This window comes from Bacillus sp. B-jedd (genome assembly GCF_000821085.1).
In the GTDB taxonomy this organism is placed as follows: Bacteria; Bacillota; Bacilli; order Bacillales; family Cytobacillaceae; genus Bacillus_D.
This window is the reverse complement of sequence record NZ_CCXR01000001.1, coordinates 4,385,001-4,401,067: the sequence shown is the minus strand read 5'-3', so window position 1 is coordinate 4,401,067 and position 16,067 is coordinate 4,385,001. Positions and strand designations below refer to the sequence as shown.

Below are 16,067 nucleotides of genomic sequence, written 5' to 3'. Positions count from 1 at the left end.
ACGTTTTATTTTGAGTAGTTTGGTGCTTCCTTCGTAATTTGGACGTCATGCGGATGGCTTTCATGCAATCCTGCTCCGGTCATCCGGATGAATTGCGTCTTCTCGCGGAGGTCTTCAAGGCTGCCCGCGCCGCAATAACCCATTCCAGCCCGTAGGCCGCCGGCTAGCTGGTAAATCGTATCGGCAAGCGGTCCTTTGTACGGAAGGCGTCCTTCAATGCCTTCAGGAACGAATTTTTTGGCGTCTTCCTGGAAGTAACGATCCTTCGAACCTTTTTCCATCGCGCCCTCGGAACCCATGCCTCTGTATACCTTGAAACGGCGACCTTGGAAGATTTCCGTTTCGCCAGGGCTTTCGGACACTCCTGCGAGCAGGCTTCCAAGCATGACAGCATGGCCGCCGGCAGCAAGCGCCTTGACGACATCTCCGGAGTACTTAATCCCACCGTCGGCGATGATCGACTTGCCGTGCTTGCGCGCTTCGGTTGCGCAATCATAAACGGCGGTAATCTGTGGAACGCCTACCCCGGCAACAATCCTCGTCGTACAGATGGACCCCGGCCCAATCCCGACCTTGACGACATCAGCGCCTGCCTCGAACAGATCCCTTGTCCCTTCTGCTGTCGCGACATTGCCCGCGATGATGGCCAAATTCGGGTATGCCTCGCGGATTTGGCGGACTGTATCAAGGACACCCCTTGAATGCCCATGGGCTGTATCAATGACAATAACGTCGACCTGGGATTTGACTAGTGCTTCGACACGTTTCATCGTATCCATCGTCACGCCTACCGCTGCCCCAGCCAGTAATCGGCCTTGCTTATCCTTCGCTGACATCGGGAATTCAATAACCTTTTCGATATCCTTGATTGTAATCAGCCCTTTAAGAATGCCTTCATCATCAACAAGCGGCAGCTTTTCGATTTTATGCTGCTGCAGAATCTTTTCCGCTTCTTTTAGGGTTGTCCCAACCGGTGCTGTTACAAGATTTTCTTTCGTCATAACTTCGGAAATCTTTTTGGAAAAATCATGATCCTGGATAAAACGGAGGTCGCGGTTTGTAATGATTCCGACCAGTTTTTGTTCTTCTTCATTGTTTACGATCGGCACACCGGAGATCCGGTATTTTCCCATTAAATGTTCCGCATCGAACACCTGATGCTCAGGAGTGAGGAAAAAGGGATCAGAGATTACACCTGACTCCGAGCGTTTTACCTTGTCCACCTGTTCAGCCTGCTGTTCAATCGTCATATTCTTATGGATGATGCCGAGTCCCCCCTGCCTGGCCATGGCGATCGCCATTTCCGCCTCAGTAACAGTATCCATTCCCGCACTGATAATTGGCAGGTTCAGTGTAATGTTTTCGCACAGTTGTGTTTGGAGGCTCACCTCTTTGGGCAGCACTTCAGACTTGGCTGGAACGAGCAAAACATCGTCAAATGTCAAACCTTCTTTTGCAAACTTGTTTTCCCACATCTTTCTTGTCCCTCCAAACCGAAAATATTATTAGTAGCGTAACAATTAGGGCATTCTACTGTCAAGGCAGCGACTAGAAGTCAGATTATTCAATCCATAAACCGGTTACATGAACTATTTTTGGAAAAAAGGGCGGTTGTTTTTATGTGGTATGGCTATCGGGGCTGGGAGAGCTTTTCATTCTTTTTTTCGGCGGAATATGTTCAATCCTACCTGCACAAGCGGTATGAAAAACTAGGCTGTCCGGATCCCGGCAAAAGAAGCTACGAAAATTGCTATTCCTTCCTCTACTATCTTGAGCATGGCGGTATTTATTATGCACAAGCCCGGCAGGCCCCTATTGTCCTGCAGCCGATTCTCCTGTTTTATGGCCTGGTCCATCTAGTTAAAGCCTGTATTCTGACAGAGGATCCGTACTATCCTGAAACAACAGCGGTCCTTGCTCACGGAGTATCAGCCAGGAAGCGTAAAAAACAACAGTATCAATTTTTTCACGATGAAGTAAAGATTCAGAAAAACGGCCTTTTCCCTCATTTATCTGAAAAATTGTTTCACATGAAACAGGTTGAAGGCGACAAAGTAACCATGGACGCCTTGTTGCGGATGGTGCCTGAATTGGACAGCCTTTTTTTACAGCTGAATGGACGGGCCAATTTTCTGCCGCTCCTTGAAAAGGATGGGAACTGGTTTGTTCCTGAAAAAGCTCTTGACTGCTTTCATATGACAGAAAATAGGTTACGCGAGTATTTTTTGAGCCAATCCGGAATTGAATTGGAGGGAATGAAAGACGGAGTCGCAAAGCTAGCCGAAGACCCGGTGCCTTTTTTGCAAAATCGGCCCACCTTCCTTAAAGCAGATTTAACTCAGAAAAGATTCGCGATGTCGTTAAAGAAAAGCCATCGGTCCCAATTTCCGGAACTGATGGCGCATTATTTACTTTTATACAATCTCAGCATGATTGCGAGATACGAGACCGAGTGGTGGGGAGAGGCAGTAAAAATGATGCCGACCCGAGACTATCCGTTCATCCAGTCTTTTTTAAACATCACCCAGGAAAAAAGCCCTTTCTTAATCTACTGCCATCTCACCTCAGGCTTGAAGGGGCAGGGCAGTCTTTAACGCTCTTGCCCCAATATCCATCCGGTAAAAAAGGCCGGTCGAGGATATTTTGCCTAAATCGGCATAGACCTTTTCCCTTGCCGCTTCAATTGTTGCACCTTTGGCACAAGCGAGTAAAACCCTTCCGCCGTCCACATAGTACCGGCCAAGTTTGTCTTTTTTCGTTCCGGCATGATAAAGCTGTATCTCGTTGCTTACCTCTTCTAGTCCGCCGATATGCGCTCCTCGTTCAGGACATTCCGGGTAACCCTTGGCCGCGGCAACGACTCCTAATGCGAAGGAACAATCCCATACCAATTCAGGTGACTTTCCTTCCAGAACTTCAAGGATGGTTTCCGCCAGGTCGGATTGTAATCTTGGAAGGACCACCTGGGTTTCAGGATCCCCAAATCTGGCATTGAATTCAATGACCTTTGGCCCCTGTTCTGTAAGAATCAGGCCCGCATAGAGGACACCGCAGAAGCTCCTTCCCTCCGCGGCAAGCGCTTTGGCAGCCGGTTTGACGATCGTGTCAACCGCGGTGCTGACCGCACTGTCCGGAATTTGGGGAACAGGCGAATATGCCCCCATCCCGCCCGTGTTCGGCCCAAGGTCGCCGTCAAAGGCGCGTTTATGATCCTGAGCAATTTCAAGCGGGACAACCACTTCCCCATTGACAAATGCCATTAAGGAAAATTCCTCGCCCTCAAGAAACTCTTCAATCACAACCGTAGAAGAAGAATCCCCGAATTTCCGGCCAACGAGCATTTCATCAATGGCCGAGACAGCCTCTTCCATCGTAAACGCGACCGTAACACCCTTCCCCGCCGCGAGCCCATCGGCTTTTATAACGATTGGGACGCCGACCCTATCTATATATTGCTTTGCTTCTTCAAATGTGTCGAAAACCTCATAGGATGCTGTCGGGATGGCGTTTTTTTTCATAAAGTCCTTCGCAAATGCCTTGCTTCCTTCAATGAGGGCTGCCCTGCTGCCAGGCCCGAATACTTTTAATCCCGCTTCCCTGAACCTGTCGGCGAGTCCCGAAAGTAGTGGAAATTCAGGTCCGATAATGGTCAGCCCGATGTCCTTCCATTTTGCAAAAGCAATCAGATTTTCGTAATCTGTTTCTTCATAGGGGAGTATGTCAGCAACATCCTCCATGCCTGGATTTCCCGGCGCTACGTAAACAGTTTCCACTAAAGAACTTTCTTTCAGTTTCCGGCAAATCGCATGTTCTCGTCCGCCCCTGCCAATCACCAGTACATCCATCGTGATTCCCCCTCAGTGTTTAAAATGGCGTATCCCTGTAAATACCATTGCAATTCCGTATTCATCCGCCTTTTTAATAGAGTCTTCGTCCCGGATAGAGCCGCCCGGCTGGATAATGGCGGTAATGCCCGCTTTGGCCGCGGCCTCAACGGTATCGTCCATCGGGAAAAACGCATCCGATGCCATGGCCGCTCCTATTGCCGCTTCCCCTGCCTGCAAAAGCGCGATGTTCGCCGCTCCGATCCGGTTCATTTGCCCGGCGCCGATCCCGACCGTCTTTTCCGCATTTGCAATCACAATCGCATTGGATTTTACATGTTTGACAACCTTCCAGCCAAGCTTCAGTGCCTTCCATTCAGCTACTGTCGGCTGCCGCTTTGTTGGGATGGTTACTGCTGCTTCCTTGAGACTATTTGTATCCTCATCCTGAATGAGCAAGCCGCCTTTTATGGAAACGAGCTTTTTTTCCGGATTCCCTTTTTCCTCCGCCGAAACGGTTAACAAGCGAAGATTCTTTTTCTTTTGCAAAATCTCAAGGGCTTCTTCGCTGAAAGAAGGCGCAATAATAATCTCCAGAAAAATTTCATGGAGCTTTGCCGCTGTCTCGCCGTCAACCTCGCCATTGAAGGCGACAATCCCGCCAAAAATGGAAACCGGATCGGCTTCATAGGCTTTCGAATAGGCTTCGAAAATCGTTTCACCCGTCCCGACACCGCACGGGTTCATATGCTTGACTGCAACGGCGGCAGGTTCGGAAAATTCCCTGGCAATCTCGAGAGCCGCATTAGCATCATTGAGATTATTATAAGAGAGTGCTTTACCGTGAAGCTGGTCCGCTCCGGCAATCGACTCTTTCCCGCCAAGTGGATTTTTGTAAAACGCCGCTTGCTGATGGGGATTTTCCCCGTAACGGAGTTTTTCCTTCAAATCAAATGTAACGGTCAGGCTTTCCGGGAACTCTTCACCGGACAGCCCGGTCAAGTAGGATGCGATGAGCGCGTCATAGGCTGCTGTATGACGGAAAACTTTCGCGGCGAGCCTGCGCCTCGTCCCGCCATCCACCTCGCCTTTTTCCTTCAATTGTCGCAGCACTTCCCTGTAATCTTCCGGATCCGTTACGACAGTAACATCCTGATGATTTTTCGCCGCTGCCCTGAGCATGGACGGACCGCCAATATCAATATTTTCAATCGCTTCCTCCACCGCTGTATCCGGTTTTGAAATTGTTTCACGGAAGGGGTAGAGGTTGACGCATACAATGCTGATCGGCTTGATCCCATGCTCTTCAAGCTGCTGTCTGTGAGAAGGGTCATTCAATTTTGCCAACAGGCCTCCGTGGATTTTTGGATTCAGCGTTTTTACCCGGCCTTCAAGAATTTCCGGAAATCCGGTAATATCACTGACGCCGGTTACCGGTATGCCCGCACTCTCGAGTGCCCGCTTCGTTCCCCCTGTAGAAATAAGTTCATAGCCTAGCTCGGCAAGCTCGGCTGCGAATGATGTAATGCCTTTTTTATCTGAAACGGAAACCAGTGCCCGCTTTTGCACGATTTTCATCCCCCTGATTGTTTAGTAAAGACCGGAGCACTGATGGGTAGAGGCTGTGCTCGACTTCCTGAATTCTTGCCTGTAGGCTATCTGCAGTGTCTCCTTCATGAATTGGAACTTCGGCCTGGGCAATGGCCGGGCCGGTATCCATCCCCTCATCGACAAAATGGACTGTGACACCCGTTCTGTCCGCGCCGGCGGCAAGCGCCTGGCCGATCGCATCCTTTCCGGGAAAGGCCGGAAGCAGCGAAGGATGGATATTGACAATTCTGCCTCCATAAGAAGAAAGAAGAACCGGTCCGATCAATCTCATATAGCCGGCCAGGACAAGCCATTCCACTTCGGCGTCGGCGAGCTTCCCGGCAATCACCTTTTCGAATGATTCCTTATTAGGATAGTCCTTCGGATTGAATAAAAATGTTTCTATACCCGCTGATTTGGCGCGCTCAACCGCATAAGCAGCGGGGCGGTCGCAAATGAGCAGGCGGATGTCCGCCTCAAACAGCCCCGTCTTCACCGCATCAATGATTGCTTGAAAATTGCTGCCGTTTCCGGATGCAAACACCGCTATTTTTCTCATGAAATCCGAATCCCTTTCTCCCCAGTCACCCGGCCAATAATCGAAGCACGCTCCCCGCATTCTTCGAGATGGCTGATCATCCCCTCTGCAAAAGCTTCCTCAATTGCGATCACCATACCGATGCCCATATTAAAAACATGGTACATTTCTTCCCTCTGTAATCCGCCCAGCCGTTCGAGCAGCGGGAAAACAGCCGCCATTTCCCAGCTTCCCGCTGAAATATCCGCTCCAAGCCCTTCAGGAAGCATCCTCGGAATATTTTCATGAAACCCTCCGCCGGTAATATGGGACATTCCTTTGATGGGGAATTTTTTTAAGGCTGACAGAATCGGCTTCACATAGATTTTCGTCGGCTTCAGCAGTTCCTCGCCCAAAGTACAGCCGAGTTCATTCACGTAATCGTCGACTTCCAAGCCCGCTTTTTCAAAAAACACCTTCCTCGCCAGTGAAAAGCCATTGCTATGAAGGCCGCTCGACTCAAGGCCAATTAGCACATCTCCCTCGCGAATGTCGCTACCATCTATCAGCTCCGATTTTTCGCAGGCACCAACCGCAAAACCCGCCAGATCATATTCCTCCGGTTCATACATCCCTGGCATTTCAGCAGTCTCGCCTCCTATGAGTGCGCAGCCGGCCAGTCCGCAGCCATCAGCAACCCCTTTTACAATCGCTTCAATCCTGGCGGGGTCGGCCTTTCCGCAGCCGATATAATCTAGAAAATAAAGCGGCTCCGCACCCTGGACGACGATATCATTCACGCACATGGCTACAGCATCAATCCCGATTGTGTCATGCCGGCCCATCCTGAATGCAATCATCAGCTTTGTCCCGACTCCATCCGTTCCCGATACAAGGACAGGCTCCTTTAAATTTAGGGCTGATAGGTCAAACATCGCCCCGAATCCGCCAAGGCCTCCAATAACTCCGGGACGTATTGTTTTTTTGACGTGCCGTTTCATCTTTTCCACCGCTTCATAGCCGGCCTCAATATTGACGCCAGCGTCTTTATACGCTTGTGACATGGCGGCCTCCCTTTTTCTTCAGAATCCCCCGGCTTCTCCGGAAGTTATTTTTGATAATAGTATTGGAGTGTATCAGGGTACAGTTCAGTCGGATATTCGCCTGTAAAGCAGGCGAGACATTGTCCGCAGTTTCTCCCCGCATTTTTCCGTCCGATTGCTTCGACCATGCCTTCCGTACTGAGGAAGGTGAGCGAATCCGCCCCGATCAGCTTGCGGATTTCCTCAACTGAATGCCGATGGGCAATCAATTCTTCCTTCGTTGATGTATCAATCCCGTAAAAGCAGGGATGTGTAATCGGCGGGGAACTGATGGCTACATGCACCTCTGAGGCTCCCGCTTCCTTCAGCATCGTGACAATTCTCTTGCTCGTCGTACCGCGCACGATCGAATCATCGACCATGATGACCCGCTTCCCTTCAACTACTCCCCTGACCGGAGAAAGCTTCATTTTAACCCCCTGCTCCCTCAGCTCCTGGGACGGCTGGATGAATGTCCGGCCGACATACCGGTTTTTAATCAACCCCAATTCATACGGAATACCTGATGCCTCCGCATACCCGATAGCTGTCGAAACACCCGAATCAGGAACCGCCGTGACGACATCGGCTTCGATTCCCGCTTCCAGCGCCAGCCGCTTGCCGAGATTCTTCCTCGCCGAATGGACATTGATTCCCTGCAGGTTGCTGTCAGGGCGCGAGAAATAAATATATTCCATCGTACAAATCGCTTCATCTCTGCTTTCAGCAAAAAACTCGGTATGCAGGCCATGCTCATTGATCACCAGCAGTTCCCCCGGCAAAATGTCCCGGATAAACCGCGCCCCGATTGCATCAAAGGCGCATGTTTCTGAGGCGGCTACATAAGCGTCTCCGATTTTTCCGAGCGATAGCGGCCTCAAGCCTTGCGGGTCAAGGGCGATAATCAGCTCTTTTTCTGTCAAAAGAACGTAAGCGAACGCCCCTTCTATTTGCTTGAGGGCATTTTTGACACGATCCTTCAAAACCCACTCACTGTTCCTCCTGATCAGGTGGGCCAGAACCTCTGTATCCGAACTCGTCTGAAAGATGCTGCCCTGCTGCTCTAGAATTGATTTAATCAGGTTGGCATTGACGAGGTTTCCGTTATGGGCGAGCGCCATGCTCCCGGACTGGGAGTGGAAGAGAAGGGGCTGGACATTTTCATATCCGCCCCCGCCCGCTGTTGCATACCGGACATGCCCGATGGCCGCGTGTCCCTTCAAGCCTGCCAAAACCTGCTCAGTGAAGATTTCGGCAACGAGCCCTTCCCCTTTATGCCCGGCTAATTCCAAGCCGTCCGAAGTAATGATTCCTGTGCCTTCCTGGCCCCTGTGCTGCAGGCTATGGAGGCCGTAATACGTAATTTTCGCCGCATCTTCATGTCCCCAGACGGCAAAAATCCCGCATTCCTCGTTCAGTCCCCTTAGTTCAGCAAGCATGGAATGGCTCCTCTCCAGGCGGATTCCAGCTTCTCAATTTTTTCATCGATAATGGTTTCTCCATTAATCCTAACTTTAAGGGCCGGTTCTTCCGTGACAACGCCAATCAAACGGGCTCCAGTCATGGACTCGAAAATGCCGCTGTTTTCCTTTTTTACGGTCAAAAGGAAGCGGGACTGCGATTCACTGAATAAGGTCGAAACTGGATTTCCCTCCAGATCAACTGCTGCGCCAAGCCCTTTAGAGCCAATCGCACATTCGGCAAGGGCAACCGCAAGGCCGCCTTCGGAAAGGTCATGCGCCGACTGGACAAGCCCGAAGCGGATCGCTTCAAGAACAGCTGCCTGATGTTTCGCTTCCGTTTCAAGATTAAGAGCGGGGCTTTTGCCAAAAATATCGCCATGGATAAGCTTCTGCAATTCAGAACCTCCGAACTCATCCTTTGTTTCACCAAGCAAATAAATCAGGTCACTGGCTTGTTTAAATTCCTGGGTTGTAATGTGGCTTGTATCAGTGATGAGTCCAACCATGCCGATGACCGGCGTCGGGTAAATCGCCTTGCCGTTTGTTTCATTATAAAGCGAGACGTTCCCTCCGATGACCGGGGCATTCAGTACGCGGCATGCCTCACTGATTCCATCTGCGGCCTTTTCCATCTGCCAGAAGATATCCGGTTTTTCCGGGCTGCCGAAATTGAGGTTATCAGTGATCGCAAGCGGCTCAGCCCCTGAACAAATGACATTCCTGGCCGCTTCCGCCACGGCGATTTTCCCGCCGGTTTCGGGGTCAAGATACAAGTAACGCGAATTGCAGTCTGTTGTCATCGCCAGTGCCTTTTTTGTGCCGCGGATCCGAATCACTGCCGCATCGGAACCCGGGGCGACAACCGTACTTGTCCTGACCATATAATCGTATTGATTGTACACCCATTCCTTTGAAGCAATGGTCGGCTGCTTTAAGAGGCTTATGAGTGTCTCTGTAAAATCCGCCACTTCCGGCACCGGGTTCCCCATCGCCTGAAACTGGCGGAAATAGTCCGGTTCCGCCGACAGTTTATGGTAAACGGGCGCATCAAGGGCAAGCGCATCGACCGGTACGTCCGCCGCCACTTCTCCCTGGTGTATCAGTCGGAGTTTTTTATCTTCTGTAACCGTGCCAATCGCAACGGCTTCAAGTTCATATTTTGAAAAAAGCTCGATAATTTCCTGCTCACGGCCCTTTTTGACGACAATGAGCATCCGTTCCTGGGATTCGGACAGCATCATTTCATACGCCGTCATCCCAGTTTCCCTTTGCGGGACTAGGTCGAGATCCATTTCAATCCCGAAGCCCGCTTTACTTGCCATTTCGGCACTCGAGCTCGTCAACCCGGCAGCACCCATATCCTGAATGCCGACAAGGGCATCCGATTTTATAAGTTCCAGGCATGCCTCAAGCAAAAGCTTTTCCATGAACGGGTCGCCAACCTGGACTGCCGGGCGGTTCTCCTCAGACTCATCGGTCAATTCCTCGGAAGCGAATGTCGCCCCGTGGATACCATCCCGGCCTGTCTTCGCTCCAACATACATGACTGTGTTCCCCACGCCGCTGGCGAGCCCCTTTTTCATGTCCTCATGGTTGATGAGACCGACACACATCGCATTGACAATCGGGTTGCCATCATAAGAAGCATCAAATTGAATCTCCCCGCCAACCGTCGGGATGCCTATGCAATTTCCATATCCGGCAATCCCGGAGACGACTTCCTTGAAAAGATAACGGACGCGCGGCGATGAATCTAGTTCCCCAAACCGCAACGAGTTCAATAGGGCCACAGGCCTTGCGCCCATCGAGAAAATATCTCGGATGATGCCGCCCACTCCAGTCGCGGCGCCCTGGTATGGTTCAATGGCGGACGGATGATTGTGGCTTTCAATTTTGAACACAACTGCATGGCCGTCGCCAATATCAACGACTCCCGCTCCTTCACCCGGACCCTGAAGGACGCGTTCGCCTTTCGTCGGGAACCTTTTCAGAATCGGCTTAGAATTCTTGTAAGAGCAATGCTCGGACCACATGACCGAAAACAACCCAGTTTCCGTATAATTCGGGAGGCGCCCAAGAATTTCTTCAATTCTCGTAAACTCTTCATCTGAAAGCCCCATTTGCTTGTATAAACCTTCTGACTTGATTTGTTCTGGAGACGGCTCAAGCTTTAACAACATGTGATTCCCTCCAATGCTTCACAATTGATTGGAACAGCGCCAGTCCATCGGCACTTCCGAGCAGGGTATTGACAGCCCTCTCCGGATGCGGCATCATGCCAAGGACATTCCCTTGTTCATTGACGATGCCTGCGATATTTTCAAGGCTTCCATTGATATTTTCTTTATATGTAAAAACAATTTGCCCGTTTGCTTTTAGTTTCGCAAGCGTTTCCTCATCGCAAAAATAATTGCCTTCCCCGTGGGCAACTGGGATTGACAGCACCTGGCCTGCCCCGTAACCGCCCGTAAACATCGTCCGGTTGTTTTCGACCTTGATTTTGGCTGGCGAGCAGATGAATTTTAAGCTGTCATTCCTTCTAAGCGCACCAGGGAGGAGCCCAGCCTCAAGCAAGATTTGGAACCCATTGCAGACACCAAGGATTGGTTTTCCTGCTTCCGCTGCCCGGATGATTTCCGCCATGACCGCACTGAACCGGGCAATCGCCCCGCAGCGCAGATAGTCGCCGTATGAAAATCCCCCCGGCAAAAGAATCCCATCGTAGCCTTCAAGACTTGATTCGGTATGCCAGACATATTCCGCTTCGGCACCAAGCTCATCATTGATAGCATGAAGCATATCCGCGTCACAATTCGAACCTGGAAAGACAATTACTGCGAATTTCATAGGATGACAGCCTCCTCGATTTCATAGCGGTAATCTTCAATGACAGGATTGGAAAGCAGTTTTTCACACGCCTCGCGGACAACCGTTTCAATGTCCCTTCCTGCCGGCTCAATGAAAAGCTCCATATACTTGCCAATTCGTACATCCGTCACCTCTTCATACCCCAGTGAATGAAGCGCGTTTGATACAGCCTTCCCTTGCGGATCCAGAACACTTTCCTTCAACGTGACAAATACTTTCACTTTAACCATGATTCAGCCTCCCAATCGGACTAGTATTTTTTCGTACGCTTCAGTAATGCTGCCAAGATTCCTTCTGAATACATCTTTATCAAGCTTCTCATTCGTCTCCATGTCCCAAAGGCGGCACGTATCGGGAGATATTTCATCCGCCAGAATGATTCTCCCCAATGCATCTTTGCCAAACTCAAGCTTAGAATCGACCAACTGAACGCCAAGTTCAGTGAAAAATGGAGTTAAAAAGGCATTTACGGCAAGAGCCTTTTCTTTCAAAATTTCTATTTCGCCAAGAGTTGCTGCCTCAAGTTCGAGGACATGGTCTTCCGTAATGAGCGGGTCGCCAAGGCTGTCATCCTTCAAGTAAAACTCGACAATCGGCTTTTTCAGTGGCCGGCCTTCCTCCAGTCCAAGCCGCTTGGCCATGCTGCCAGCAGTAATATTGCGGACGACTACTTCAAGGGGGATAATCGCCACTTTTTTTACAAGCTGCGAGACTGGGGAAATCTTTTTAATAAAATGCGACTCGATACCTGCTTCATGCAGATTTGCGAAAAGCAGAGAACTGATTTCATTATTGAGCCGTCCCTTACCTACGATTTCCGCCTTCATTTCCCCGTTGAACGCTGTGGCTGAATCTTTGTATTCCACCAGCACGACCTGCTCTTCATCCGTGCTGTAAATCTTTTTCGCCTTCCCTTCATACAAAAGCTCACCCATCTGTCCTGTCTCCTCTCCATGGTTAATTGTGGCTTAACTTTCGGTACGCAAAAATGTATTACTTACCAATCAGTTCTATCTTTCTCAACCGCTGATTGTCGCTTTTCGCCTTTCTGACCATATTCCGACGGTTTCAATTTCTTGAAGTGCCGCTTCAACAGAATCACGGAGCAATGTCGCATGCCCCATTTTGCGGCCCGGCTTCACCTCATTTTTGCCGTAAAGATGAATATTCCAATTGCGCAGTTCTGGCGCCGCCATTAACAGCATTTCCTGATGTTCCCCGAGAACATTTACCATGACGGCCGGCTTCAGCAAAGTTGTATTGCCAAGCGGCAGGTTGCAAACTGCCCGGATGTGCTGGGCAAACTGGGATGTTTCACACGCTTCAATTGTATAGTGGCCCGAGTTATGGGGCCTGGGTGCAATTTCATTGATAAAAATCGAGCCATCCTCCATCAGGAACATCTCAACCGCGATCGTGCCCACCAGCCCGAGTGAATCCGCAAGCTGGACAGCCAGTTCCGCCGCCTTTTTTTCCGACTTTGAATTGATTCTTGCCGGCACGATTGTCTCATGAAGGATATTGTTTTTATGAATATTTTCAGTAACCGGGAAGACTGCACTTTCCCCAGCGGTGTTCCTGGCTGTGATAACCGAGATTTCCTTTGAAAATGAAAGCCATTTCTCCATCACACACGGTCCCTGCCTGAGAAGTTCAACAGCTTTTAGGAGGTCGCCCTCATCTTTTACAACTACCTGGCCTTTTCCGTCATATCCCCCTGTTGTTGTCTTAATGACACAAGGATAGCCAAGTTCTTTTATGGCGACATTTAACTCTTTATCTGTCATTACAGGCATGTAGGGAGCAACTGGAAGCCCAGCTTCAGTGATTGCCTTTTTTTCAGTGATTCGGTTCCTGGCAATCTTAAGCAGTTTCGTTCCCTGGGGAACCCAGCTGATTTTAGAAGCTTCTTCAAGCGCCTGTACATCAATATTTTCAAATTCGTATGTAATCACATCACTACGTTCCGCAAGCTGTGCAATTGCCTCGACGCTATCGTAGGGAGCAATCATCTTTTCGTCGGCGATCTGGCCGCACGGTGAATCAGGATTGGGATCCAAGACTGCAATCCTGTAACCCATCGCCTTTGCGGAGAGTGCCATCATCCTTCCAAGCTGTCCGCCTCCAATGATGCCAATTGTCGCACCCGGCAAAATAACCTTTCTAGACAAGCTGATCACTGCTTTCTTCCGCCGCTTCACCGGCTGCTTTTCTCATCTCTTCAATTTTTTCAGCTAGCGCCGGATCTTTTAGGGCAAGGATTTGGGCAGCAAGCAATCCGGCATTTTTTGCTCCGCTTTCTCCGATAGACATTGTCGCTACAGGTACGCCAGCAGGCATTTGGACAATGGATAACAGTGAATCCAATCCATTCAGCGCTCTTGACTTGATTGGAACGCCGATAACTGGAACAATGGTTTTTGCCGCTACCATCCCTGGTAAATGTGCCGCACCGCCTGCCCCGGCAATAATCACTTCAAGTCCCCGTGCCCGCGCTCCTTCCGCGAAGCTGAACATCAAGTCAGGGGTCCGGTGAGCGGAAACGACCTTTTTTTCAAATGGAACGCCAAGCTCTTCAAGCACACAACACGCATGCTTCATCGTCTCCCAATCCGACTTGCTGCCCATAATAACTGCAACCTTCACTTCCATAATCCCCACCATCCTCAAAAGCAAAATAAAAAGCCCAGGCCAAAAGCTTCTCCTACAAGAGAAAGCAGTCAGCCAGGGCTTAAAAAAGTCCTCAAATAATTGCAAACAGAGATATGTAAAAATAAAGACACCATACCCCTTCATGCACTACTTTCCCTCATAGTCCGGCAATTCACGGTCGCCAGGTAGAAACTTATGGGCCATATCCCCAAAATTATACAAGGGTAAAACTATATCGATGTCGCCTCCATCATAACAACAAAAAAAGCACGCGTCAACAAACAACGAACAATAAAATAATTTTAATCCTTAATGTTCGCTTTTTGAAACAGCCATGATTTCTGAAGCGGGGGGCGGTTCCAGTGGTTCGTAGGAGAGGCAAAATAAAGATCGATTCCACAAATTGACTTGGGGGTTCTTTAAACACCAAAAAAGACAACCCTTTCGGGTTGCCTTCGAGTGGCCCGGCAGCGTCCTACTCTCACAGGGGCAAGGCCCCAACTACCATCGGCGCTGAGAAGCTTAACTTCCGTGTTCGGGATGGTTAAGTCCTCGATCTATTAGTATCAGTCAGCTCCACGCGTCGCCGCGCTTCCACCTCTGACCTATCAACCTGATCGTCTTTCAGGGATCTTACCAGTTTAACACTGTGGGAAATCTCATCTTGAGGGGGGCTTCATGCTTAGATGCTTTCAGCACTTATCCCGTCCGCACATAGCTACCCAGCGATGCCTTTGGCAAGACAACTGGTACACCAGCGGTGCGTCCATCCCGGTCCTCTCGTACTAAGGACAGCTCCTCTCAAATTTCCTGCGCCCACGACGGATAGGGACCGAACTGTCTCACGACGTTCTGAACCCAGCTCGCGTACCGCTTTAATGGGCGAACAGCCCAACCCTTGGGACCGACTACAGCCCCAGGATGCGATGAGCCGACATCGAGGTGCCAAACCTCCCCGTCGATGTGGACTCTTGGGGGAGATAAGCCTGTTATCCCCGGGGTAGCTTTTATCCGTTGAGCGATGGCCCTTCCATGCGGAACCACCGGATCACTAAGCCCGACTTTCGTCCCTGCTCGACTTGTAGGTCTCGCAGTCAAGCTCCCTTGTGCCTTTACACTCTGCGAATGATTTCCAACCATTCTGAGGGAACCTTTGGGCGCCTCCGTTACATTTTAGGAGGCGACCGCCCCAGTCAAACTGCCTGCCTGACACTGTCTCCCACCCCGGTAAGGGGTGCGGGTTAGAATTTCAATACAGCCAGGGTAGTATCCCACCGACGCCTCCACCGAAGCTGGCGCTCCGGCTTCAAAGGCTCCTACCTATCCTGTACAAGCTGTACCAAAATTCAATATCAGGCTGCAGTAAAGCTCCACGGGGTCTTTCCGTCCTGTCGCGGGTAACCTGCATCTTCACAGGTACTATAATTTCACCGAGTCTCTCGTTGAGACAGTGCCCAGATCGTTACGCCTTTCGTGCGGGTCGGAACTTACCCGACAAGGAATTTCGCTACCTTAGGACCGTTATAGTTACGGCCGCCGTTTACTGGGGCTTCGATTCAGAGCTTCGCGTGAGCTAACCCCTCCTCTTAACCTTCCAGCACCGGGCAGGCGTCAGCCCCTATACTTCGCCTTGCGGCTTCGCAGAGACCTGTGTTTTTGCTAAACAGTCGCCTGGGCCTATTCACTGCGGCTCTTCAGGGCGATTAACCCTAAAGAGCACCCCTTCTCCCGAAGTTACGGGGTCATTTTGCCGAGTTCCTTAACGAGAGTTCTCTCGCTCACCTTAGGATTCTCTCCTCGCCTACCTGTGTCGGTTTGCGGTACGGGCACCTTTCATCTCGCTAGAGGCTTTTCTTGGCAGTGTGGAATCAGGAACTTCGGTACTAAATTTCCCTCGCTGTCACAGCTCAGCCTTATATGGGAAGCGGATTTGCCAACTTCCCGGCCTAACTGCTTAGACGCACATGTCCAATAGTGCGCTTACCCTATCCTCCTGCGTCCCCCCATTGCTCAAACGATGAAGAGGTGGTACAGGAATATCAACCTGTTGTCCATCGCCTACGCCTTTCGG

Annotated in this window: 13 protein-coding genes, 1 rRNA gene and 1 riboswitch (1 of these 15 only partly in view); of the genes, 1 reads left to right on the top strand and 13 read right to left on the bottom strand. The window is 50.4% G+C overall.

The features are described 5' to 3' along the window. Positions 1 to 5: 5 nt before the first annotated feature. Complete coding sequence (gene guaB, locus BN1002_RS21375; RefSeq protein ID WP_048827569.1) at positions 6 to 1,475, bottom strand: IMP dehydrogenase; 1,470 nt, start codon at positions 1,473 to 1,475, stop codon at positions 6 to 8. Between the two features lie 144 nt (positions 1,476 to 1,619). On the opposite strand from guaB, the gene BN1002_RS21370 reads away from it, so the two are divergent. Further along, the gene (locus BN1002_RS21370; protein WP_048827568.1) at positions 1,620 to 2,594 is read left to right on the top strand and encodes a YaaC family protein; all 975 of its coding nucleotides are present in this window, start codon (positions 1,620 to 1,622) and stop codon (positions 2,592 to 2,594) included. Here the strand turns inward: BN1002_RS21370 and purD are convergent. From purD to BN1002_RS21310, 12 genes are all read right to left on the bottom strand, one after another. Then, positions 2,565 to 3,845, bottom strand: coding sequence for a phosphoribosylamine--glycine ligase (purD, locus tag BN1002_RS21365; RefSeq protein WP_048827567.1), 1,281 nt, complete (start codon positions 3,843 to 3,845; stop codon positions 2,565 to 2,567). The two genes, BN1002_RS21370 and purD, sit on opposite strands and share 30 nt — an antisense overlap. Positions 3,846 to 3,857: 12 nt before the next feature. Then, positions 3,858 to 5,402 carry a bifunctional phosphoribosylaminoimidazolecarboxamide formyltransferase/IMP cyclohydrolase gene (gene purH, locus BN1002_RS21360; RefSeq protein ID WP_048827566.1) on the bottom strand — a complete coding sequence of 515 codons (1,545 nt, stop codon included), beginning with the start codon at positions 5,400 to 5,402 and terminating at the stop codon, positions 3,858 to 3,860. Then, positions 5,359 to 5,973 carry a phosphoribosylglycinamide formyltransferase gene (gene purN / locus BN1002_RS21355; protein ID WP_048827565.1) on the bottom strand — a complete coding sequence of 205 codons (615 nt, stop codon included), beginning with the start codon at positions 5,971 to 5,973 and terminating at the stop codon, positions 5,359 to 5,361. The genes purH and purN overlap by 44 nt, the downstream gene beginning before the upstream one ends. Continuing rightward, the gene (purM, locus tag BN1002_RS21350; protein ID WP_048827564.1) at positions 5,970 to 6,995 is read right to left on the bottom strand and encodes a phosphoribosylformylglycinamidine cyclo-ligase; all 1,026 of its coding nucleotides are present in this window, start codon (positions 6,993 to 6,995) and stop codon (positions 5,970 to 5,972) included. Before purM ends, purN begins: the two co-directional genes overlap by 4 nt. A 44-nt stretch (positions 6,996 to 7,039) precedes the next feature. After that, entirely contained in the window at positions 7,040 to 8,452 is a 1,413-nt protein-coding gene (purF, locus tag BN1002_RS21345) for an amidophosphoribosyltransferase (protein ID WP_048828111.1), read from the bottom strand. Continuing rightward, positions 8,437 to 10,656 carry a phosphoribosylformylglycinamidine synthase subunit PurL gene (gene purL, locus BN1002_RS21340; RefSeq protein ID WP_048827563.1) on the bottom strand — a complete coding sequence of 740 codons (2,220 nt, stop codon included), beginning with the start codon at positions 10,654 to 10,656 and terminating at the stop codon, positions 8,437 to 8,439. The genes purF and purL overlap by 16 nt, the downstream gene beginning before the upstream one ends. Next, the gene (gene purQ / locus BN1002_RS21335; RefSeq protein ID WP_048827562.1) at positions 10,640 to 11,323 is read right to left on the bottom strand and encodes a phosphoribosylformylglycinamidine synthase subunit PurQ; all 684 of its coding nucleotides are present in this window, start codon (positions 11,321 to 11,323) and stop codon (positions 10,640 to 10,642) included. Before purQ ends, purL begins: the two co-directional genes overlap by 17 nt. After that, a complete protein-coding gene (gene purS, locus BN1002_RS21330; RefSeq protein ID WP_048827561.1) occupies positions 11,320 to 11,574 on the bottom strand; it encodes a phosphoribosylformylglycinamidine synthase subunit PurS in 255 nt (84 codons plus the stop codon). Before purS ends, purQ begins: the two co-directional genes overlap by 4 nt. Positions 11,575 to 11,577: 3 nt before the next feature. Next, positions 11,578 to 12,279: a phosphoribosylaminoimidazolesuccinocarboxamide synthase gene (gene purC, locus BN1002_RS21325; protein WP_048827559.1), complete on the bottom strand. Its 702-nt coding sequence runs from the start codon at positions 12,277 to 12,279 to the stop codon at positions 11,578 to 11,580. An 84-nt stretch (positions 12,280 to 12,363) separates the two neighbouring features. Beyond that, positions 12,364 to 13,521, bottom strand: a complete 1,158-nt coding sequence (gene purK / locus BN1002_RS21320; protein WP_442853423.1) for a 5-(carboxyamino)imidazole ribonucleotide synthase — start codon at positions 13,519 to 13,521, stop codon at positions 12,364 to 12,366. Beyond that, complete coding sequence (gene purE, locus BN1002_RS21315; RefSeq protein WP_048828108.1) at positions 13,508 to 13,996, bottom strand: 5-(carboxyamino)imidazole ribonucleotide mutase; 489 nt, start codon at positions 13,994 to 13,996, stop codon at positions 13,508 to 13,510. Before purE ends, purK begins: the two co-directional genes overlap by 14 nt. A 140-nt stretch (positions 13,997 to 14,136) precedes the next feature. After that, positions 14,137 to 14,238: riboswitch (purine riboswitch) on the bottom strand. A gap of 298 nt (positions 14,239 to 14,536) precedes the next feature. Further along, positions 14,537 to 16,067: ribosomal RNA gene (locus BN1002_RS21310) — 23S ribosomal RNA — on the bottom strand (it continues 1,406 nt past the right edge of the window).

Excerpts from the sequence above, each read along its gene's own strand:
- guaB (WP_048827569.1), bottom strand. The coding sequence starts at position 1,475 with ATGTGGGAAAACAAGTTTGCAAAAGAAGGTTTGACATTTGACGATGTT.
- BN1002_RS21370 (WP_048827568.1), top strand. The coding sequence starts at position 1,620 with ATGTGGTATGGCTATCGGGGCTGGGAGAGCTTTTCATTCTTTTTTTCG.
- purD (WP_048827567.1), bottom strand. The coding sequence starts at position 3,845 with ATGGATGTACTGGTGATTGGCAGGGGCGGACGAGAACATGCGATTTGC.
- purH (WP_048827566.1), bottom strand. The coding sequence starts at position 5,402 with ATGAAAATCGTGCAAAAGCGGGCACTGGTTTCCGTTTCAGATAAAAAA.
- purN (WP_048827565.1), bottom strand. The coding sequence starts at position 5,973 with ATGAGAAAAATAGCGGTGTTTGCATCCGGAAACGGCAGCAATTTTCAA.
- purM (WP_048827564.1), bottom strand. The coding sequence starts at position 6,995 with ATGTCACAAGCGTATAAAGACGCTGGCGTCAATATTGAGGCCGGCTAT.
- purF (WP_048828111.1), bottom strand. The coding sequence starts at position 8,452 with ATGCTTGCTGAACTAAGGGGACTGAACGAGGAATGCGGGATTTTTGCC.
- purL (WP_048827563.1), bottom strand. The coding sequence starts at position 10,656 with ATGTTGTTAAAGCTTGAGCCGTCTCCAGAACAAATCAAGTCAGAAGGT.
- purQ (WP_048827562.1), bottom strand. The coding sequence starts at position 11,323 with ATGAAATTCGCAGTAATTGTCTTTCCAGGTTCGAATTGTGACGCGGAT.
- purS (WP_048827561.1), bottom strand. The coding sequence starts at position 11,574 with ATGGTTAAAGTGAAAGTATTTGTCACGTTGAAGGAAAGTGTTCTGGAT.
- purC (WP_048827559.1), bottom strand. The coding sequence starts at position 12,279 with ATGGGTGAGCTTTTGTATGAAGGGAAGGCGAAAAAGATTTACAGCACG.
- purE (WP_048828108.1), bottom strand. The coding sequence starts at position 13,996 with ATGGAAGTGAAGGTTGCAGTTATTATGGGCAGCAAGTCGGATTGGGAG.